Source organism: Pseudomonadota bacterium (genome assembly GCA_039193195.1).
Lineage (GTDB): Bacteria > Pseudomonadota > Gammaproteobacteria > Steroidobacterales > JBCBZW01 > JBCBZW01.
In genome coordinates, this window is record JBCCWS010000001.1 from 343172 (window position 1) to 363726 (window position 20555).

Sequence of the window (20555 nt, forward strand, 5' to 3'; positions counted from 1 at the left end):
CGAGCAGACGCTGCTCTACCAGGTCGTGTCGCAGCAACCGGATCTACGGTTCGCTCCGAATCGCTCGAGAGCTGGTGGATCGAGGCGTGCCGTGCAGTGAGAACCATGTAGCGGATCTGCTGCGTAGAAGCGGGCTTCGGGCGCGCCGCCTTCGACTTAGATGTGGATCACCCTGCACGAGTAGAGCAACGATGATAAGGCTACACTACAGATGGCCCGCCGAAGCACCAAGCATGCGTGGCTTCCCGATCACTCGCCCTCGGCGGCCTCCCGCTTCGCCAGCGCGACCAACTCGCGCAGCTCCCCGATCACCTCCGCCGAGGGATCCAGAAACTCCAGGGCGTTCTCCAGCGCCGACTCGAAGTAGCGCGCAGCTTCCCTAGGTCGGCCGAGCGCGAGTTCCACGTCGCCGAGGTTACCTAGCGTATCGATCAAGCTTTGATGTTGCTGTCCGAAAAGCTCCTGGCGAATCTCGAGCGCTTCCTGTAGATAGGTCACCGCCTCATCGTAACGTCCCATCACTCGCGCCAGGTTGCCCATGTTGTTCAGACTAAGCGCCGTCTCCGCATGCACGTCACCGTAGGCGCTGCGTCGCAGCCCAAGGGCACGCTGATTCACGGCCTGGGCTTCCTCGAGCTTTCCTTGGCGGTGTAGGGCGGTGGCGAGGTTGCCCAAGAGGTTTGAAAGTACGACGTTGTCTGGGCCAAAGGCCTTCTCCCCGATCGCCAACGCGCGACGGTTGATGAGTTCTGCCTGCTCGAAATCCTCAACGCGCCGTAGGGCACCCGCGAGGCTCGCCTGAAACGTCAGCGCCAGCGAGGGTGAGTCTGCGTCCAAATAGGCTTCAGCCATCTCCACGGCCTCAGTCTGCAGACCTACCGCATCCTCATACCGCCCTTGGTCCTCGCGCAGGATGCCGAGGTTACGCAATGCGAACGCGCGCTCCAGGCTTCCTTCATCGTTGATGCTCGCCTCGATAAGGAGGGCTTCCTGCAAGAATGACTCGGCTTGTTCGTGGTGACCTCGATCGATCATCATGCGCCCCAGTCGGCGCCGCACGGTGGATCGTACGAGGGCCTTGGGGTCCGCACCGTCGACGATCCGCTGCGCTTCCCTCAGCAGGGTTTCGGCATCGTCCAGCTTTCCCTGTCGCCATCGGTTCATGGCCAGCGCCAGGGCGCTCTGTGCCACTGCGGGATCATCGGGACCAAGCGCCTGCACGCGCACGTCCTTGGCACGCACCAGGAGGGGGTCCGCACTCGACATGTTGTAAAGACTCGCGTGGACGCTTCCCAGCGTCGCTAGCAGTTCCGCGTGCACCAACGGTTGAGATGCCAGTGCATCCACTCGCTCCACGCCCCGCGCGAGCAACTCGGATGCGGTTGGGTCTTCGCCACGCGCCTCAAACGGATTGCTTGCCTTAAAGAGATCAACGAGGAATCCCGTCACCTGGCTCGCCTTGGTCGCCTCCAGGCGCGCCCGCTCGGATTCCGCCAGGGCGCGGTCGCGCTCATCGCTCAGAAGCGCCTGGCTATGCACAAGTGCACCGATGAAGGCAGCAATCAGCCCCCCAACGACGACGCCACTCGAGACGCCGAACGGATGGCGCCCCGCAAACTTGCGCAGGCGATAGGCAGGGCCCGCTCGACGAGCGAGTACGGTCATGCCTTGGCGATAGCGCTGAACATCCTCCGCCAGCTCGAACACGGACCGATAGCGCTCCTGTGGCGACTTGCCCATCGCCTTGAGCACGATCGTATCCAGATCTTGGGGGATCTTGAGCACCGTGGCATCGCCCTGCTCAGCTGCCACCGCCGAGGGCAGCGGCGGCGGGTCCACGCAGATAGCGCGCTCAATCTCGCTTGGCCGATGGACCGCGAAACGATAGGGCGCGCGATCGGTGAGTAGCTCAAAGAGCAGCACACCAAGGCCATACACATCCGTTGCCGTGGTGATGGGTTCGCCGAGCAGTTGTTCGGGCGCGGCGTACTGCGGTGTCATCGGGCGCACCCCCGTGAGCGTGAGGGCCCCTTCGGCCGGCTCATCGAGAAGCTTGGCGATGCCGAAGTCCAGGAGCTTGATCTGCGCCTGGCCCTCGTCGTCGACGAACACCAGCACATTGCTTGGCTTCACGTCTCGATGCACCACCAGACGCTGGTGGGCGTGCTGTACCGCCTCGCACACTTGCGCGAACAGCGCGAGGCGAGCGTCGAGGCCTAACCGTTTGCTTCGGCAGTAGTCCGAGATCGGTGAGCCGTCCACGTACTCGAGGACGAGGTAGGGCCACCCCGCCGACGACAAGCCGCCGTCGATCACCCGCGCGATGTGAGGATGATCAAGCGCTGCGAGGATCTGGCGTTCTGCCAGGAACCGCGCCTCGCGATCCTGACGATCGCCTCCGGGGTGACGCAGGAGCTTGAGCGCCGCGCGCTGATCGAACTGACCGTCCGCGCGTTGCACGAGGTACACGACGCTCATGCCGCCGTGACCCAGCTCGCGCAGTACGCGCCAGGCGCCGATCGACCTGCCAGCACCTGCCAGAGCATCCGCGTCGCTTAGCGCCTGCGGCGCTAGGTCCGGGGCAGCGAAATCCAGCGCTTGCCCCTCGAGGAACCCACTCGCCTGGCCCGCTTGCAGCATCGCGATCACGTCCGTGCGCACGGCGACGTCGGGACAGTTCGCTTCCAGCCAGGCCTCCTGCTGCTCCTCGTCGATGGTCAGCACGGCGTCGAGGATCGGTTCGAGCTGCTCCCAGCGTTCGGGTGTCATAAGGCAGGGCGATCGTTTCGGCTATCTAGCGGGCACGATATCATTTGGCGCGAGATCACTTCGAGTGAAACCCCATGGATGTGGAAGTCACGCAGCTCCTGAACGCGGCCAAACTTGGCGATGAGCACGCCCGCGAAGCGATGCTCGAGGCCTTGTACCCTCAGCTTAGGACCTTGGCACAGCAGCAGCTCAACCGCGTGGGCCGAGGAGGATTGCAAACCACGGAGATCGTGCACGAGGCTTACCTCAAGCTCTTCGACCCCGGCGTGACCTCGGCGCAGGACCGCGCCCACTTCTACGCCTTGTGCTCGCGCGCCATGCGCCAGGTGTTGATCGATCACTTTCGTGAAGGCGCCACGGAGAAGCGGGGCGGCGGGCAGCGGCCGATTACCTTCGATGAGGACACGGTTCCAACACAGGGCCGGGGGGAGGTGTTGCTGGAGCTCGACGAAGCCTTGCAACGCCTCGCCGCCCAGCGCCCTCGCCTGGCGCGTATCGTGGAGATGCGCTTCTTCGGTGGCATGACGCAGGTGGAAGTGGCTGAGGTGCTTGGGCTCACGGAACGCACCGTTCGTGTTGAGTGGGTGAAGGCGAAAGCTTGGTTGGCGGATGACATGGGTGTGTCTGGGCAGGGCTAGGCGCTTTCGGGAAGCTGGATCACGTGAGTTTCCGGTGAGGCCAAGGGCTACGGGAGTCCGGTGACGCCGATGGTCCGCCGAGGGTGCTGACGACACCCGACCCCGGTGAGCGATAGCGCTAGCATCGACTGAGACTGCGCCGCGCGTACTTCTCGAAGTGAAGTGCTCACCAGTCGTCTGGGTGCAGCGCACTGCCTGCCTGCACGAGTACCTTGCTCGCGGGCGACTACCAACAATGCGAGTTGTACGATTTCCCCGCGCACAATACTTATAGTCCTAGTGACAGAGCATCATCGCCGGCGCAAACGTTGTTTGAACCGCCTAGCACTACGGCAAGCCGATTTTGCCAAGTGGTGCAGCACGGGAGACGCCGCAGGAGCCTTATCGGCGAGGCGACACCAAGCGACGAGAAGGCGACATGCGCTAAGCCTCCCTGTAGCTGTGGCCACAGGGAGCTTAGGTCGAATTCTCTAGTACGGCCCCATCTGGTTTCGACGCGCAAACTCTTCAAGCGACGTGGTGGCGAGCTCTGCCTGTAACTCCAGGAACTCATCCGCGATGGGTTCAATGAGCAAGCCGCCGCGGTGCTGCAGAAGGATTTCACGAGCTTCTGGCCGCCCCGTCAGTGCGATCGCGCGGAAGACGCCCGTTCGTAGTTTCTTTGCGGTAGAAGCATCAGCCCAAAACGAGCCGTCGAGAGCAGTCAGCAAGGCGTCCATCGGCTCCGTCCTTGCAGGGAAACGCTTCGCCAAGCGAGACATGCCTTCAATCGCCAGAATGCGCCCAAGGTGACCCGCCGGGCCCGGGTTTGCGCGATCGTGACGCTCCAGGAATCGAAGTAAATCCGGGGTACTGGACGCAGGACCAACGAACCCAAGCACGAGAGTCGCTAGTGGCCAGTGCTCCGCATCGTCGGGATCCTCGAGCATACGCACGAGCCGCTCACCTGCGTCCGTTCCCTGGTGGCGGAACACCGCGTGAGGATACCGCTGTTTCCCAAACCGGGTGCGAACTAGTTCCTCCACGGGCATCACAGAGGCCTGCACCCGATCGTCATTCAGCGTAGAGGCTGAAGGTGTGGTGACCGCCGTGGGCGCTGCGGGGGCCATTGAAGCAGCAGTCTCTAGCGCCTGGGGTGTTGCTTCGGGGCGCTCGGGGGCGGGTGAAGCGCCATAGTCGGGATTGTATTTGGACGTGAACGCCAAACACTCCGTGGAGGTGATTTCTTTGCCGCCCTGAAAGCCCATGATTCGAGATGCCGCCGTGTCTGACCCGTCGTAGTCAAGCCCAACGGTTCTTCCGAAGAAGTGGGCCCACGCCAATGAGTCTTCGAGGTCGTGCCAATAGGCCGTGTCGTCACGCACCAGGAACTTACCGTCATACAGGTCAGTGAAGTCAGAGTCTATTACGCACCCGGGCCAGCCGCCGTAGATGTTTTCGAAGCCAGCACAGGTAAAAATCGCACGCACTAACTTGATATCCCCAGGACTCGCAAACGCCTGGTCCTGGTCATACTGAGAGGAAATCAGGGCAGGAATATCGGCGTACTCGACATTGCCCGACCGTACGTAGTACGCAGACTCGTAGTCCGGCCCAAAGTCGGTGGCGCAAGCAAAGTCCGTCTCGCTATCGGCCGTAGCAATCGCCTGGCTCATTTCCCAAAAAATGCTGTCGACCTCGGCGTTGCCGAAGGTATCTTCAAACTCGAGGGGAGTAGTCACGGTGAGCTCTGTCACGCATCCACTGGCGAGCGCCGCGCACAGAGTGGCGACGGCGGGGAGTGCGTATCTGCGGCGGCAGTCACAGTCGCTGATGGAAGGGAGTTGGGGCGTCTCGATCATCTCGTCTCTCCAGTCGTGGGTGGTCGTGCCTACCCCCTAAACGAGATCCGGCTGAAAAACCGGAAGCAGCGCTTTCGCACTGCCGCGCTGGGGACTTTGTGCCCGCCGAGACTGCCGGCACTTGGTTACGGCGCCGCGAACGGTGCTCCCGCGCATCGACTGTCCCTAGGGCTTACCCTCCCCCTGGGCTTGCAAATCAAGCGACGTCATCGAGGCAAGGTGCGAAGACTTGGCTTCCAGGAACCACTCACAACAGGAGAGCCGTGATGAACCTGGTGCGTCCTCGAGCGATCGCCAGCCCGTCTGCTCTTGCGTCCACCCACGTCGTGTTGTGCGGCGCCGCGATCACGCGAATGCTGTTCTTGTGGTTCATGAACATCAGCGTTCCCCCGCAGTGTCAGGACGCCATCGGTCTGAACAAGCTGAGTGCCGGGGCGCCACCGGGGGTGGCCGGTCGACCCTCGACGCCGTCCGCACCGCGGCGCTCCCCTTACGGCTGCTACCAGGCCATGCCGTGGAAGGCGCGCTGTGGCACGATGCGCGCACCCATGCCTAGGTGGACCGAGTGTTGATCGAGTCGTTGGGAGGACATCGCGCGTCCCTCAGTCTTCGATGGCAAGGCCCGTGTGGCGAGCGGTGAAGGCGTACACGTCTGCCAGCTCCTCGATCTGCATCCACATGGGTTTGCCGGCGCCGTGACCGGCGCGGGTTTCGATGCGAATGAGCGTGGGCGCTTTGCCGCCCTGGGCCGCCTGCAGGCGTGCAGCGAACTTGAAGGAATGCCCGGGCACGACGCGGTCGTCCGTATCGGCCGTGGTGACCAGCGTCGCGGGGTATGCGGTGCCGTCGACGAGGTTGTGATACGGAGAGTAGTCGCGCAGGTACTCGAACATCTCCTTTGAGTCGCTCGCTGATCCGTAGTCGTCCGTCCAGTAGCGGCCGGCGGTGAAGGCGTCGAAGCGCAGCATGTCCATGACACCCACCGCGGGCAGGGCCACGGCGAAGAGCTCTGGCTGCTGGGTCATGACTGCCCCCACCAGCAGGCCTCCATTGGAGCCGCCCTGCACGGCCAGGCGATCAGCGCGCGTGTAGCCCTTGGCGATGAGATGCTCGGCCGCGCACAGGCAGTCGTCGAAGACGTTCTGCTTGTTGAACTGCTTGCCGCCCTCGTGCCATTCGCGTCCGTACTCGCCGCCGCCGCGTAGGTTGGCCACGACGTAGATGCCGCCCAGTTCCAGCCACGCGAGGCGGCTGATGCTGAAGTTAGGTTGCAGGGGGATGTTGAAGCCCCCGTACCCGTAAAGGATCGCGGCGTGGTCGCCGTCGAGGGCGATGTCGCGGCGGTGGGTGATGAACATCGGCACTTCCGTGCCGTCCTTCGATGTGAAGAACACCTGTTCGGTGAGATAGGCATCCGGGTCGCTGTCGACGTCGGGGCGAAAGTGCAGGGTGCTCTCGCCGGTGACCAGGTCGTAGCGGTAGACCGACGGCGGTACCGCGAAGCTCGAGAAGCCGAACCACGTGCTCGTGTCGCCGCGCTTGCCTTCGAAGCCGTGCGCCGTGCCTACGCCCGGCAGGTCCACGCTGCGTACGTGGCGTCCGTCGGCAGCGTAGATCTCCACCTGGGACTTCACGTCGCGCATGTAGCAACACACGAGGTGGTTGCCCACGGCCGTCACCTGCTCGAGCACGGCGTCGGACTCGGGCACGATCTCGCGCCAATGCTCGGGCGCGGGATTGTCGATGTCCATGGCGATCACCCGTCCGCGCGGGGCGTCGCGATTGGTGCGCAGGTAGAGGATGGGGCCGTCGCTGTCGATATAGCCGAAGCTGTGCTCGAAGGCATCGACGAGGGCCACGGGCGCGGCGTAGCGCTGCTGCAGGTCTTTCGCGTAGAGGCGGTAGCGATCGTCCGTGCCCACGCTAATGTAGATGAGCAGATAGCGGCCATCTTCGGTGATCTCCGTGGCGTAGTTCCAGTCTGCATGCTCGGGCCGCCAGTACACCTCCACGTCGTCCTGCTGGGTCTGCCCCAGGCGGTGGTACATGATGCGGTTGTTGAGGTTGAGGCTGGTGAACTCATCGCCCTCGCGAGGATCGTCGTACTTGCTGTAGAAAAATCCCTCGCTGCTCTTCTCCCAGCTGATGCCGGTGAACTTCAGGTGCTGTAGTTCGTCGGGCAGGTCCTGGTTCGTGTCGAGATCACGTATGCGCCAGGTGCGCCAATCGCTGCCGCCCTGCTGGACGGCGTAGGCAGCGTAGCGACCGTCGGCGCTCACGCTGACGCCGCCGAGCGCGTCGGTGCCGTCCTCACTCCACTCGTTAGGATCGAAGAGCGTCGACCAGGGTCCGTCTATGCTCGGGGCCATGTAGAGCACGGCGTGGTTCTGCAGGCCGTCGTTTCGGTATTGGAACCAGCGCTTGCCCACGCGGTGCGGGACGCTGCGACGTTCGAAGTTCCACAGGACGGTCAGGCGATTCGCGAGAGCGTCGCGCCCCGGGAGCTTGGCAAGGTGCTTGGTGGTGACGGCGTTTTGTGCCTCCACCCATTCGCGAACGTCGGGTGCGTGTCGCACGTCCTGCTCGAGCCAGCGGTAGGGGTCGGCGACGGCTCGGCCAAAGTACTCGTCGACGTGATCGACGGTCTTGCTCTTGGGGTACTTCAACGGGGGCTCCGCTGCGGGCGTGGGGGATCCCGTATTCTATCGCCTCAGGTATGGGCGAACGGCGGAGGCGACAGCCCTTGCGAGGAGTATGGTATCGGCGCTTGCGCGCCGCGTCCTATCGGGCCCTTGGCTCATGGCTGCTCCTGGCGGCCGCACTGCCGGCGAGTGCGGAGCCCGCGACCGTACGGGTGGCGGTGGCGGCGAACTTCCGCGCAGTACTTGAGTCCCTCGCCCGCGATTACGAGGCAGTGAATGAGCGCGTGCGCATCGACCTGATCAGCGGTTCAACGGGCAAGCTCTACGCCCAGATCGTCGCTGGCGCTCCCTTCGATCTCTTCTTAGCCGCGGATCAAGCACGCCCTGAACGCTTGCTCGCCACAGGACGCGCGGTGGCGGGTACGCGCCACACCTATGCCATTGGTCGCCTGGTCCTGTGGGATCCGCGCCGCGCCGATGGCGTCGGACCCGATCGCTTGCAGGCAGGCGATTTCCGACGGTTGGCCCTCGCGAAGCCAGCGCTGGCACCCTACGGAGCCGCCGCGCAGGCGGTGCTGCGTGATTTGGGTTTGGAAGATTCGCTGCGCGACCGCCTGGTGTTCGGGGAGAACGTTGCCCAGACCTTCGCCTTTGTGCGCTCGGGGAATGCGGGGTTGGGTTTCGTTGCCCTATCGCAGCTGCGTGCGCTACCGCCGTCGGTGATCGGATCTTACTGGGAGCCGGACCTCAACGATAGGTTCGCGATTCGCCAGGACATGGTGCTCCTGCAGCGAGCAGAGGGGCGCAAAGTGCCTAGTGAGTTCTACTCGTTTTTGCGCAGCAACCGAGCGCGGGCGGTCATCGAATCGGCCGGCTATCGCGTGTCACCTAATCGCTGAGATAAGCGAATACTTCGGAAATGACCACGGAGCCCTCGCCTACGGCGGAGGCGACGCGTTTGACAGAGCCCGAGCGCACGTCACCGACGGCGAAAACCCCGGGCACTGAGGTCGCAAAGCTGCTGTTGGCGCCAGCGGCCGTCCCCGTGAGCACGAAGCCCTTCTTATCCAGAGCGACGGAGTCGGAGAGCCAGGTAGTGTTCGGCGCGGCACCCACCATGATGAACAGGCCGCAGGCGGGAATCTGGTGACTCTCGCCCGACTCCCGTCGCGTCACGGTGACCGCTTCGAGTGATTCCTCGCCGTGTAGTGCGCTCACTTGAGTGCCGAAGTGGATGGTGATCGCAGGGTCCTCCTCAAGACGGGAGAGTAGGTAGTCAGACATGGAGGCCGCTAGGCTATCGCTGCGTACGAGTACATGGACGTGGGTGGCGTAGCGCGAAAGGAACATGGCTGCTTGCCCCGCAGAGTTACCGCCGCCGATCACCACTGCGTCCGAAGCGCGGCAGAAGCGCGCCTCGAGATCGGTGGCGGCGTAGTACACGCCCGCACCTTCGAGGTCGCTCAGGCGCTCGAGGGGCAGCTTGCGGTACTGCACGCCGGTTGCGACCACCACCGCACGCGCGCACACATCCGCGCCGTCTGCGAGCTGCACTCGGAAGCTGCCGTCCGCCTGGCGCAGCAGGGCGCTGGCGCGCCTGGGCATGGCGAAGCGGGTGCCGAACTTCATGGCTTGCACCTCTCCTCGCCAGCACAGGTCTGCACCGGAAATGCCCGTGGGGAAACCCATGTAGTTCTCAATGCGCGAGGAGGTGCCCGCCTGGCCCCCGACCGTCAGGTCCTCTAGTACTAAGGCCGTGAGTCCCTCTGCCCCGGCGTACACGCCCGCTGCCACTCCCCCCGGTCCGCCGCCCACGATCAGCACGTCGAACTGACGGGCTTCGCCCACGGCCATATCGAGACCGAAAAGGGCAGCGATTTTCGCCGGCGTCGGGTCCTCGATCACCTGCTGCTTGCCAAAGATTACGCAGGGTTCGCTGTGGCAAAGGCCTTGGCTGCAGGCGCTCATCTCCTCGCTCGCCGCCGGTGAGTCCAGGCTCAGCGATCGCACGGGGATACGATTGCGCAGTGCGAAGGCCCCGATCTCACGAATCGCCTTACTAGCCTCGGCCCCGATCAGCACCAGGCCCGCGTCATTGCTCTCGAGCAGGCGCCGATGGCGGGCGGCGAACACGTTGACGATGATGTCGCTCATCTCCGGGATCTGGCTCATGAGCGAGAGCATCGCTTCGCGCGGAACTTCCAGAAGCTTGCTCGGTTCGACGGTCCGCGATCCAAGCATGGCGCTGCCGCCGTGGAGGAACGAGATCTCACCGGCGAACTGGGTGGGGCCTAGGGTAGATTCGGCGTAACGCTCCCCGGTGATCGCATCGACGGCTTCCACCCGGCCCTCGATCACGTAGCGGAAGGTGTCGGCCGGTTCGCCGAAGCGGCTCAAGGTGGTGCCGGCCGCATAGTCGCGGACGACGCCGAGCTCGCGCATGCGTGCTACATGCGACTCGTGTAGCGGCGTGCGAATCATGGTCTTGAGGTCGGCGGCGAGGCTCTCCATGGCGGATCTCCTGACGGGGTTTTGCTCGCGAGTATACGGGGCGAACGCAGTCGTTCCTCCATCGTTGGGAAGTGCACGACCGACGTTTCTTGAGAATACGCGGGGGCCGCCCGCGGGTGTCCCCAGCGGCTGCTCTAGGGTGATGATTCCATCAGACCAAGCGCCGCATCGAGGACGCGAGTGGGGGTATGGTGGCGCATGCAGGTGAAGGCGCCATTGCAGCTAGGATGGCGACGACAGGGTGAGCATTCCAAGCGATCGTAGAGCACAGCGCCTGGCGCGGGATCTGTTCGTACGTATGGGCAGGTGGAGCCGAATAGTGCGAGCGTCGGGCGCCCTAGGGCGATACTCATATGCGTTAGGCCTGTGTCGACGCCGATGTTCAATGCGCCGCGGGCGAGCAGCGCGATCTTCTCGCCAAGGTGGCTGTTAGGGCCTGCCACCACCGTGACCTCCACCGGTGCGGCGGCCGATATTCGCTGCGCTTGTTCGAGGTCACTGGGGCCGCCAAGGAGCCAGATCGGCTGACCCGTGTGGCCGTGCAAGGTGCCGGCGAGCTCAGCCCAATGGTCGTCGAACCAGTGCTTCTGAGGTCGTGTCGTAAATGGCAGCAGGAACACCGGCCGCGCGTGGCCTACGCGGGTGGCCGCCGCCTGCGCATCCGTTGCCCTCGCGGCGAGGGACATGGGGAAGTCCATTGTCTCTAGCCCGAGCTGGTGGGCGAGGTGGCGGTACTCGCGTGAGGGACGATCGGGCTGTTCGTCCATCCGCGCCGAGACACTTTGCGTATACAGCAGTCGCGCCCCCTCGCGGGGGCGCAGTCCCACCCTTTGATGGGCACCGCAAAGTGCGGTCCAGAGGGCGCTCTTCAGCAAGCCCTGGGCGTCGATGGCCAAGGTGTACTGACGCGACCGCAAGGTCCTTGCGAAGCGCCAGCCCTCTCTAAGCGCTGCCAGTGCGGGACCATCGCGAATGCCCTTTGGAAGGACGAGCACATCGTCGATGAGCGGGTGCTCGTCGAGCAGCTCCAGGCCGACAGGCGTCGTCAGCCAGGTAATGTGCGCGTCCGGCCAACGCTTGCGCAGGGCGGGGAGTAGCGCCGTGGTAAAGGCGATGTCACCGATCGCGCTCAGGCGGATGAGGAGAATTCGAGGTGGGCGTGCCTGCACGGTGTTCTGGCGGGACGCGCTGGCGTGTCCCGCCTAACGTTTCTGCGGGCTCAGTCGCCCGTCGCGCCGCTCGCGAGCTCCCCGGCCGGGCCTGGGGGCTGACCGAAGCTATCGCGGAGGATGAAGAAGTCGGCGATATCGACGATGCCGCTGCCGTCAAAGTCCGCATCCTCATCGCTACTATTGAAGCGGGGCCGGAAGATCTGAAAGTCCTGGAAGTTGACGATGCCGTTATTGTTCAGATCCGCATCGCACACATTGCCGAAGCCGTCGCCATCGGTGTCTCGCTGATCCGCATTGGCCACTAAGGTGCAGTTGTCTTGCGCATCTGGGATCCCGTCGCTGTCCGTGTCTTCTGCGTCACAGCCGGCGCCGGCGGCGCGCAGGAGTACGTCGTCGACGTGCCAGCCGTCGGCGCTTACGAAGCCGTCCGAGTCGATGCGGAAGCGGAACTGGGCTTGACTGGCCCCGGCCAGCTGCGGCAGATCAAGCTGCTGTTGGGAGAAGCTGTTGGCAATGCCGTCGAAGCTTGCCAGCGTACTCCAGCTGCTGCCGTCGGTGCTCACTTCCACGTAGCAGAAATCATAGGTGGCTTCCGTGTCGCATACCTGGCTCCAGCTAAGGCGCACATCATCGAAAGCGCTCAAGTCGAATACGGGGGAGGTGAGCGAATCGCTCAGGTTGGAGTTGTAATCGCCACCGGGGCTGTCTGACCATGCGTTAGCGGGGCTATTGGACAGCTCTGTGCTGATGGCCCAGCGCCCCTCAGGCTCCCAGCCCAGGTTGCCGCTCTCTACATCGTCCGCGAAGACCGTGCAGAAGGGTTCCAGGACAAAGTCCAGCTGCTGCATCTGTCCGGCAGCTAAGCTCAAGTCTACCGGCGGCGGGTTAGCGTAGTCCTCGCTGAGCGCCGCCACGGACACGGTGTAGTCGCCGGCGGGCAGGGGTAGCTCGTAGTTGCCGCTCAGCGTGTCCGTCCTGAACGTCTCGGTACTGATCGTTGCATCCAGCGGCAGGCCCGTATCGGCGGCGGTGACGCTGCCTGCCAGGCGGGCAGCGTTGGCCGGATCGAGCACGTAGAAGAAGGCTGCGGTGACCACGCCTCGGTTGCCAGCGGCGTCCTCACCTTCTACGTAGAGGATGTGGCGGCCGTCGTTCAGCGCGCCCGTGGGGATCAGGCCGTTCACGTCCTCGGCAACTTCGTCGAAGCTGCCGTCCGCCGCGCCTAGTGCTATCGGCGAGGCGCCAGCCTCCCACGGGGCCACGTCCACGTAGGCGCGGGCGGCCACGATGGCCTGGGTGGGCTCACGACCGTTGCTATTGTTGTAGCGGCCATCGCTCACGGTCGCCGACACGGTCACAGGCTCTCCCGGCTCAACCACCGCTTGCGCCACGCTCACCTCGATTACCTCGGGGCCGGCCGGCAGCAGGTACGGGGCGCGTGCGCTCTTGGCGGCGTAGAGCAATGACTGCAAATTGTCCGGCAGAATCGTGTTCTCGAACACGCCGCACTCTTGGAAGAACTCGGTACCGAGTTCGTACACGTAGGCAGCAAGGCCGAGTTCGCCGTAGGCGAAGTCGATCGTCGTGCCATCGGTGATGTACAGGCCAGTGGCCTGATCAGGTTCGTAGCCATTGAAGAATGCAAGCTTACGCCCGAGGGTGGTGAGAGCCGGGCCGTTCGGCGCATCCGCAGTTCCCCAGCCCCAGGGCCAAAGCACGAGCTCGCTGAAGCTGTGGATGTCGAGGAACACGCCGCTAGCGTCGGCTGGGGCCGCATCGCCGATATCATCGCCGCGCTGGTCCGGGAAGATGGTGCGCAGGTAGTTCTGGATGTTCTGGGTCTCGGGCTCCGAGCTTGGCGAAGGGCCACGGTAGGTCTCGTTGCACTGGTTGCCGCTAGAGCCGCCGCAGCAACCCCACAGAAACTCGAAGTTACGGTTCAGATCTGCGCCCCGGGCCGTCGACGTGGGGCTGCAGTAGTTCTGATTGGTGTTCTTGCGCCAGACCAGGCCGGTCTCTGCTTGCTTGCGCCCGTCTGGGTTGGCTTGGAGGACGAGGTGGATCTCGTGGGCGTCGAGAAGCCAGGTGGCATCCGCGTCTACGCCGTAGTTGTCGATCAGGTATTCGGCGAAGCGCGTGTTCAGTTCCGCAGTGGCGTACTCACGCGCGTGGATTGCGCTCATCGCGAACAGCTTAGGTTTGGGGCCAGGAATGTTCTCGTTGGTGAGGCGCAGCACGCTCACCTCAAAGCCGCCCTGACCGGTTTCTCGTTCCCAGCTCTCGCCAATCGGAGTCCACTCGGCAAGGTCCGGGAAGTTCTCGGCGATCGATGCCGCGCTGGCCAGCGTCTCCTCCACCGTTCGGTAGCAAACGAAGCCGGGGATGTTTCCTTGAGGTGCGGGGGTAAGCGCGAGGCGTCTTTGCTGACTGCGCAGGCGGGCCGTTGCGCGTTCATCGAGTTCCACTCGAAAGCCCAGCTTGTTGAGGCGTTCCAGTCCCTCGGCATCGACGCCGATGGTGAGATAGCCCTTCTCGTGTACCACGCGCCACGGCACGTAGTCGGCCGCGAGCGCCTCCACTTGTGTACGGTCTTCAAAGTAGGCGGTGACGACGATGGGATCGTCGCCGTCGACGGCGAGCGTATGAGAGGTGGCGACCAGCGGTGCGAGCAGAGTGAGCGCGGCGAGCAGTAGGCGATAGCGCATGGGAAAACCCCCAGAGTCTTGTGCGTAACCCGAGCCCTTACGTTGAGGGCTCATTTCTTTGGATAGTACGCGATCCTGAGGGGCTATGCGTGATCGTTACGTGGTGGTGGGATTGCCGCAGCGCGGCGTCGAAAACGGGCCGTAACGGCGCTCCAAATGAGGGCGGTCCACACGGGGTTGGTCCTGTGCGAACCGCCTGTCAACGCTAGGCTTTGGCGACCCCGAGCAGATGCGCAAGGTCCTTGAAGAAGATTCGCGCGTGTGCCGCGTGGTCGGGTTTGCCGAGTTCCTTGTTCATGTAGGCATCCCAGGTGAGGCGCTGCACATCACGGTCTTCGCAGATTTTGACGAAGCGCTCGCGGCGCTTGTCGTTGCGGTACCAGAAGTGCTGCATCATGCCGAGGATCCAGAACACCTGGCCATGAGATTTCATGAAGCGTCGGCGAGCCGTGCGCAGTAGGCGAGCGTCTCCGTTAGCTAGCGCGAGTTCCACGGCTTCGGCAACCACTTGGCCACCCAGCATGGCGTAGTAGATGCCCTCGCCGGAGGCGGGGGCCACCAGGCCCGCGGCGTCGCCCGCGAGAATGATGTCATTGCCGTTATCCCATCGCTTGAGCGGCTTCATGGGGATGGGCGCACCCTCGCGCCGGACCGTAGGAGCGTCGCTTAGGCCGGCGCGACTGCGCAGCTCGCCCACGGCGTGGCGCAGGGAGTGCTGGCCCTTCATCGCCGTGCCTGTGCCAACGCTCGTGGTATGGCCGTGGGGGAAGACCCAGCCGTAGAAGTCCGGCGACACATCGCCTTGGTAATACACATCGCAGCGGGCAGCGTCGAAGTGCGCTGTCGTCTCAGCGGGCTCTGGGGACTCGATGATCTCGTGGTAGGCGTAAACGAAGGGTATCTTGCCGGCCCCGGGTACGCCCTGGCGGCCCACTTCCGAGCGGGCGCCGTCCGCGCCGATGAGCATGCGTGTTTTCACCGTGCCCACGTCGCCGGCACCACCGTGGCGTGCCTTGTAGTGGATCTGCAGGGTGCCGTCGCTGTCGCGGTCGAAGTGTTCGAAGGCACCGGTGCGTCGCTCGGCGCCGCTCTCCTTGGCGCGCTCGCGTAGCCATTCATCGAATTCGTCGCGGTCCACCATGCCCACGTAACCGTCGCCGATCGGCATGTCGACGAGGTTGTTCGATGGCGAGACCATGCGGGCGGACTGCACCTTGGCTTTGAGGATGTGATCAGGGATCGCGAAGTCGCGGATCAGGCGCGGCGGGATAGCACCGCCGCAGGGCTTGATCCGGCCCGCCTTGTCGAGAAGCAGTACGGAGCGACCGTTTCTGGCGAGCACGTCAGCGGCGGTGGCACCGGCGGGTCCACCCCCCACTACCACTGCGTCATAGATGTCCATCGAGCGGCTCATACCTGAGAATCTCCTTCGCCGTCGGAATCAAATTACGTGCCGGTCGGACGGCGCGCTGAGAGAGGGGTGGCCGCCACCACCGCTGCTTGGGGTCGCGGAGGGCATAGAGCCCGTAGATGCGGGGCGTGCTTGCGGCGCAGTAGCGTTCGATTCGCCGATCCGTGCGGCCAGGGCTGCAGCGGCTAAGAAGATGACCGCTTGGGCAGCAAACACGCTGGCGAATGCGCCGAGGGGCGATCCAAACACGCCGCGCACCACATCCACTGCGACCGTGCCGAGGAACATCCCCACACCCATGGCGATGGCCTGGGAGGCGCCCCACAGGCCCATACGCACGCCCACGCGCCGGGCACGCCCAGCGCTGGCCAGCTGCATCATCGAGGTGATCGCCGCGACCGCGTACACGCCGTTGGCCAGTCCTAGGGCGAAGACATTGGCTTCAAGTGGCCATTCAGAGCCGACGGAGCCCCCGATGGAGAGCAGGGCCAGGGCTAGCGCCGACGCAAGGCAACCGCCCACGGTCCACGCCCGTACGGACCCAAGGCGGCCGCGTAGCGCCGAGCTGCAGACGATGCCGATGAGTAGCATGCCGAGGAGCACGCCCTTGTTTTGGGTGCTCGTGAGGAGCGTAGACTCGCCGGCAGTCATGCCGAAGACGACGCCCGCGAAGGGCTCGAGGATCAGGTCCTGAGCACCGTAGGCGAACATCGAGACAAACACGAAGATCGTGAACAGGCGCGCCTGGGGCTCAGCCCAGATTTGGCGCAGTGCGCGGCCGAAGGCCGGCGCTTCCCGCTGCTCGTCTTCCCCCATTGCTTCCGTGGGTGTCGCTGATGGGCCTTCCAGGCGAAACATTGCGATTAAGGTCGTAAGCATGGCGCCCGCGCCGATCCACGCAGTGACCTCAATCAGGCGTGGCAAGGAGAAGGGGTCCAGCAGCCGGCCCGCCACGGCGGTGGACACGATAAAGCCCGCGATCATCATGGTCCAGATAATGGTAGCTGCTGCTGAGCGCCGCCCCTCGGGCACGCGTTTGGCCATCAACACGAGCAGGACCGTGCCACAGGCCCCCACACCGAGGCCGATCGTCACGAAGGCGACGGCGGCCAGGGCGAAACCCGCGAGCAGATGGGTGCTGGCCAGCGCCGTGCCCACCGCTGCGAGCACGCCACCGCAGGCGAGTACGGCCATACCGCCGAGTATCCAGGGCGTATGTCGACGGCCGAGGTCGGCGCCGTAGCCCATGCGCGGTCGCACCATCTGCACGGCGTAGTGGATGACGATGAGGACCCCCGCCAGCATCGCGGGCAGGCCGAGCTCGACCTGCATGACGCGATTGATCACCGAGGTGGCCAGGACGAAGATGGCGCCGAGCGAGGCCTGCACCAGGCCTAAACGGAAGATGCCAAACCAACCGAGATGAGCAGCTCCTTGCACGGCTAGCCTCCTGCGAGTGCACGTAGGGCGAAGGCGCTTACCAGCATGCCGAGCACGTACAGGGTGATGCCGGTGGCGTTGTACCAGGGGGCCAGCTCGCGCGGTTGGCGCAAGAGCTTGGCCATCAGGGCCAACTGCGCGAGCAGTAGGCCGAGAACGATCAGGGCGTGAATGGGCTGTCCCCAGAACCAGAGCAGGGGAATCACCACCAACTGCGGCAGTACCATCACCACGCAAGCAAGGCTCGCCGCGCGCTCGACGCCGAGTTGCACCGGTAGGGACCGCAAGCCCATCTGCGTGTCCCCATCCACGGACTTGAAATCGTTGAGGGTCATGATGCCGTGGGCGCCAAAGCTGTAGAGCAGGGCCAAGGTGACGATGCGCCCATCGGGAGGCGCAGCGGCCATCACGGCCGCACCGGTGAACCAGGGCAATCCCTCGTAGCATAGGGCGACCGCAGAGTTGCCCCACCAGCCGTTCTGCTTCAAGCGCAGGGGCGGGGCACTGTAGATCCAAGCCAGCACAAGACCGAACACGGCGGCGCCGAAGCCCCAAGGTCCGAGGGCGGTGGCCAGGGCGAGGGAAGCGCCCGTCCATGCGATGGCGATGTAGAGCCCCCAGCGGCCGGGGATGCGGCCCGAGGGAATCGGACGCTCGGGCTGGTTGATCGCGTCGACGTGGCGATCGAACCAGTCGTTCACGGCCTGGCTGGTGGCGCAGACCATAGGACCGGCGAGCAGTACGCCAGCGGCGATGATCAGTAGGCGGCCATCAGCGGGGAGACCTGTGGAGACGATGCCACAGGTGAAGGCCCACATCGGCGGGAACCAGGTGATGGGCTTGAACAGCTCCACCACAGCGCTGAACTGGGGCAGTGGCGTCCCGGCTGCCGCAGCGGCACCCGTGGAGGTTTGGGGAGCGTTGGTAGCCATGGCGCCAAGGTAGTCGCGTCAGGCCTTAGTGTCAATTAAAGCTTACAGCTGGATCGCTGCAAGTGTAGCTGCTGGTTGACGATACCGCTCTAAGTGTCTCTCGCCGGCTGCGGGCTTTCGCCGTCCGAATCGCTGGCGAGATCGCCTAGGCCGTAGCGCCTAAGCTTTACGTACAAGCTCTGTCGGCTCAGGCCGAGCATCTCGGCGGCCGAGGCGCGGTTGTCCTCGGTCAGCTCGAGCGCCGCTTCGATGCAGAGCCGTTCGATCACGTCCGTCGTCTCGCGAACGAGCTCCTTCAGCGGCACGCGCCCCACCAGCTCGGTCAACTGCTCAACGGAGCGCGGCAGCTCGCGACCGTCGCCGTTGCTTGCCTGCGCGCGCACCGTATGGCGGATAGTAAAGCCGTAGGTGGCAGCTGCTTCCCCGTTGGAGACCATGACCGCCGATAGCTCAACTGTGACGGGCGGGCCGATCTCCGGGCGTAGATTGGTCTCATAGTGGCGCACGCTGCCATGCTGGCGCAGGTGCGAGAGCAATACGTTGGTGTCCACCCCGGGGCGGCCCAACCACGTCTCCAGCGGCTTGCCGTTGGCCTGGTCGACCGATGCCAACTGAGCAAGGTCGGCAAAGGCCGGATTGGCCGCTTGGATGTGCGTGTCGTGGTCGGTGACGACGAAGGCCTCTGGCGCGCGGTCGATCAGGCTCAGGAAGTGCGATGTTCCGTCGCCGCTGGCGCCGCCCTCGCGACGTTCGGGAAGGGTGACGCGCACCAAAAAACAGGGATTGGCGTCCTGGCGGAACATGGAGGCGCCGACCAACAGGCTGGGATCGCCGTCGGCCCCGTTGACCGTGACTTCGCTCGCGCGTCCTGCGCCGCGGATTGTGGACAACATGGTGCCGATCGCCTGCGCTGCACTCGCTTCGAAACAGTCCAGCAAGCGCCGACCGACGATTCCGCGGCCCGCCTCCCCGAGCAACTCTCTGGTGGCTGGATTCGCCTCGAGGACCTTCTCCGTATTGGCGTCAACGATCAGTACCGCCTCGGCGGTGGTCTGGAATAGGAGCCGGTAGCGTGTCTCCGCCATGCGGATGCGAGAGTAATCCCGCTCCAGGGTTTGCTGTGCTTCGACCAAGCGCTGTTGCAGCTTCGAGATCGCACCCAGGTTGCGGCCGATCAACATGATTTGACCGCCAGCGCCTAAACGCTGCGCAGCGTAGTTTACCGGTACGTCCGCGCTATCTCGGCTGCGGGCCACGTGATTGAGCTGGCGCCAGGCGCTCGGCGCGTCGGTAGGTGCCTGGGCGAGCAGCTCGGGCACCTTGGGTCTCGTATCAGCGGAAACCGTGTCCTCCAGGCGCTTGCCTATCCAGCCCTCAACGCCCAATTCCTCCAGGTCGGTATCGCTGACGGCGAGGTCTTCGACGACGCCGTTGGGGCCGAGCACGATGGCCAAGTCCGCTGCCGTGGCAAGCAGATTGGCCGTTGCATCGACATGCACGGCGGCGAGGAATTCCTGTGGAGTCCTGAATGACTTCACGCGTGATGCCGTCCCTAAGTCCCAGTGCGAACCAGCAAAAAGGTGTGCATCTTAATGGAAGCGTCAGACGCGGCAATCGGCGGCGAGCAGTCCAAGCAGTTGCTCGGCGCGTGCTGGCGCCTCACGCGCCTGCTCGGCGCCCGCATCAGCGCCTACCCGAGCGACGAGCTCTGGCCGATGTGTGAATGCTGGGCCGCCGGCCATGATGCCAATGGCGCGATTAGCTGACATGCGCCTGATTGCGCGAATGGTGGCTGCGAGGGAGTCGAGCTGACGGGTCGAGCCAGCCGATAGGCCGACCACGGCGAACCAATCGTTTGCGACAGTGCTGGCGAGTTCATCCAAATCAGCCCCCGGCAGGGTTGCCACTTCCCAACCTGCACGGCGAAAGTACTCACACACCATCAGCGTGCCGAACAGATGCTGCTCGCCCGGGCAAGGAGCGAGCAGAATGCTGCGTCGAGGATGGGAGCATCGGGTGGCGCCGAGAAAGTCGTAGCTCAGCTCTCGCAGCAGCTGCTGCAGGCGGCCCACCGCAACGGTAACGTCGGCGAAGCTGGCGCCGTCCCGCTCCCAACGTTCGCCGAGCTCGTGGGCGGCGCCCGCCAGCAGCTGGCTGTAGATCTGTTCGACGGGGACGTCCTGCGCCAGATGGGCATCGATTAGTGGCTCTACCGCCTCGTCCCGCAGCAGGGCGTCGACCAGGACGTCTACGGAGGCGGCCGAGACGTGCGCCCCCGTGGGCTCGGGCGGCGCCTGGTTGACTAACTGTTGTTCAGGTTTCGAGAGCAGCAAGCGCGGGATCACCTCGCTCTCGATCGTTGCGATGAGCCCACCTAAGGTGCGGCCGTGCGGTGATTCCTTCCCGGTGCAATCGAAACGGGAAGCGCTGGCCGCTCGACTGTCGTCGTGCTGCGTAGCGTCACCCTCCCGTTGCGAACAGCCAGGCATGTTTC

The 20555-nt window shown here is 64.4% G+C and carries 14 protein-coding genes; 3 read left to right on the forward strand and 11 right to left on the reverse strand.

The annotated features are described in order from the left end of the window. Window positions 1–249: 249 nt before the first annotated feature. Window positions 250–2769, reverse strand: coding sequence for a serine/threonine-protein kinase (locus tag AAGA68_01475; GenBank protein ID MEM9383702.1), 2520 nt, complete (start codon window positions 2767–2769; stop codon window positions 250–252). 74 nt (window positions 2770–2843) lie between these two features. On the opposite strand from AAGA68_01475, the gene AAGA68_01480 reads away from it, so the two are divergent. Next, window positions 2844–3407 (forward strand): ECF-type sigma factor, encoded by a 564-nt coding sequence (locus tag AAGA68_01480; GenBank protein MEM9383703.1) that lies wholly within the window; start codon window positions 2844–2846, stop codon window positions 3405–3407. A 470-nt stretch (window positions 3408–3877) separates the two neighbouring features. Here the strand turns inward: AAGA68_01480 and AAGA68_01485 are convergent, their stop codons facing one another. Then, window positions 3878–5128 carry a hypothetical protein gene (locus tag AAGA68_01485; GenBank protein ID MEM9383704.1) on the reverse strand — a complete coding sequence of 417 codons (1251 nt, stop codon included), beginning with the start codon at window positions 5126–5128 and terminating at the stop codon, window positions 3878–3880. Window positions 5129–5514: 386 nt separating this feature from the next. Here AAGA68_01485 and AAGA68_01490 point away from each other — a divergent pair, with 386 nt between their 5' ends. Continuing rightward, complete coding sequence (locus AAGA68_01490; protein ID MEM9383705.1) at window positions 5515–5820, forward strand: hypothetical protein; 306 nt, start codon at window positions 5515–5517, stop codon at window positions 5818–5820. A gap of 30 nt (window positions 5821–5850) precedes the next feature. On the opposite strand, the gene AAGA68_01495 is transcribed toward AAGA68_01490, so the two are convergent. Beyond that, window positions 5851–7914 (reverse strand): prolyl oligopeptidase family serine peptidase, encoded by a 2064-nt coding sequence (locus AAGA68_01495; GenBank protein MEM9383706.1) that lies wholly within the window; start codon window positions 7912–7914, stop codon window positions 5851–5853. A gap of 77 nt (window positions 7915–7991) precedes the next feature. Between AAGA68_01495 and modA the strand changes: the two genes are divergently transcribed. Beyond that, window positions 7992–8789 (forward strand): molybdate ABC transporter substrate-binding protein, encoded by a 798-nt coding sequence (gene modA / locus AAGA68_01500; protein ID MEM9383707.1) that lies wholly within the window; start codon window positions 7992–7994, stop codon window positions 8787–8789. Here the strand turns inward: modA and AAGA68_01505 are convergent. The 8 genes from AAGA68_01505 to AAGA68_01540 form a co-directional block, all read right to left on the reverse strand. Next, window positions 8779–10401: an FAD-dependent oxidoreductase gene (locus AAGA68_01505; protein ID MEM9383708.1), complete on the reverse strand. Its 1623-nt coding sequence runs from the start codon at window positions 10399–10401 to the stop codon at window positions 8779–8781. The genes modA and AAGA68_01505 overlap by 11 nt on opposite strands. 134 nt (window positions 10402–10535) lie before the next feature. Further along, window positions 10536–11570 (reverse strand): glycosyltransferase family 9 protein, encoded by a 1035-nt coding sequence (locus AAGA68_01510; GenBank protein ID MEM9383709.1) that lies wholly within the window; start codon window positions 11568–11570, stop codon window positions 10536–10538. Between the two features lie 50 nt (window positions 11571–11620). After that, window positions 11621–14332, reverse strand: coding sequence for a M14 family zinc carboxypeptidase (locus AAGA68_01515; protein ID MEM9383710.1), 2712 nt, complete (start codon window positions 14330–14332; stop codon window positions 11621–11623). 151 nt (window positions 14333–14483) lie between these two features. Next, entirely contained in the window at window positions 14484–15692 is a 1209-nt protein-coding gene (locus AAGA68_01520; protein ID MEM9383711.1) for a geranylgeranyl diphosphate reductase, read from the reverse strand. A gap of 27 nt (window positions 15693–15719) precedes the next feature. Continuing rightward, window positions 15720–17129 (reverse strand): BCD family MFS transporter, encoded by a 1410-nt coding sequence (locus AAGA68_01525; GenBank protein MEM9383712.1) that lies wholly within the window; start codon window positions 17127–17129, stop codon window positions 15720–15722. A 2-nt stretch (window positions 17130–17131) separates the two neighbouring features. Continuing rightward, the gene (chlG, locus tag AAGA68_01530; GenBank protein ID MEM9383713.1) at window positions 17132–18061 is read right to left on the reverse strand and encodes a chlorophyll synthase ChlG; all 930 of its coding nucleotides are present in this window, start codon (window positions 18059–18061) and stop codon (window positions 17132–17134) included. A gap of 89 nt (window positions 18062–18150) precedes the next feature. Continuing rightward, window positions 18151–19599 carry a transcriptional regulator PpsR gene (gene ppsR / locus AAGA68_01535; GenBank protein ID MEM9383714.1) on the reverse strand — a complete coding sequence of 483 codons (1449 nt, stop codon included), beginning with the start codon at window positions 19597–19599 and terminating at the stop codon, window positions 18151–18153. 63 nt (window positions 19600–19662) lie between these two features. Then, window positions 19663–20550, reverse strand: a complete 888-nt coding sequence (locus AAGA68_01540; GenBank protein ID MEM9383715.1) for a cobalamin B12-binding domain-containing protein — start codon at window positions 20548–20550, stop codon at window positions 19663–19665. Window positions 20551–20555 lie beyond the last annotated feature (5 nt).

Excerpts from the sequence above, each read along its gene's own strand:
- AAGA68_01490 (MEM9383705.1), top strand. The coding sequence starts at position 5,515 with ATGAACCTGGTGCGTCCTCGAGCGATCGCCAGCCCGTCTGCTCTTGCG.
- AAGA68_01505 (MEM9383708.1), bottom strand. The coding sequence starts at position 10,401 with ATGGAGAGCCTCGCCGCCGACCTCAAGACCATGATTCGCACGCCGCTA.
- AAGA68_01520 (MEM9383711.1), bottom strand. The coding sequence starts at position 15,692 with ATGAGCCGCTCGATGGACATCTATGACGCAGTGGTAGTGGGGGGTGGA.
- AAGA68_01540 (MEM9383715.1), bottom strand. The coding sequence starts at position 20,550 with ATGCCTGGCTGTTCGCAACGGGAGGGTGACGCTACGCAGCACGACGAC.
- chlG (MEM9383713.1), bottom strand. The coding sequence starts at position 18,061 with ATGGCTACCAACGCTCCCCAAACCTCCACGGGTGCCGCTGCGGCAGCC.
- AAGA68_01475 (MEM9383702.1), bottom strand. The coding sequence starts at position 2,769 with ATGACACCCGAACGCTGGGAGCAGCTCGAACCGATCCTCGACGCCGTG.
- AAGA68_01515 (MEM9383710.1), bottom strand. The coding sequence starts at position 14,332 with ATGAGCCCTCAACGTAAGGGCTCGGGTTACGCACAAGACTCTGGGGGT.
- AAGA68_01480 (MEM9383703.1), top strand. The coding sequence starts at position 2,844 with ATGGATGTGGAAGTCACGCAGCTCCTGAACGCGGCCAAACTTGGCGAT.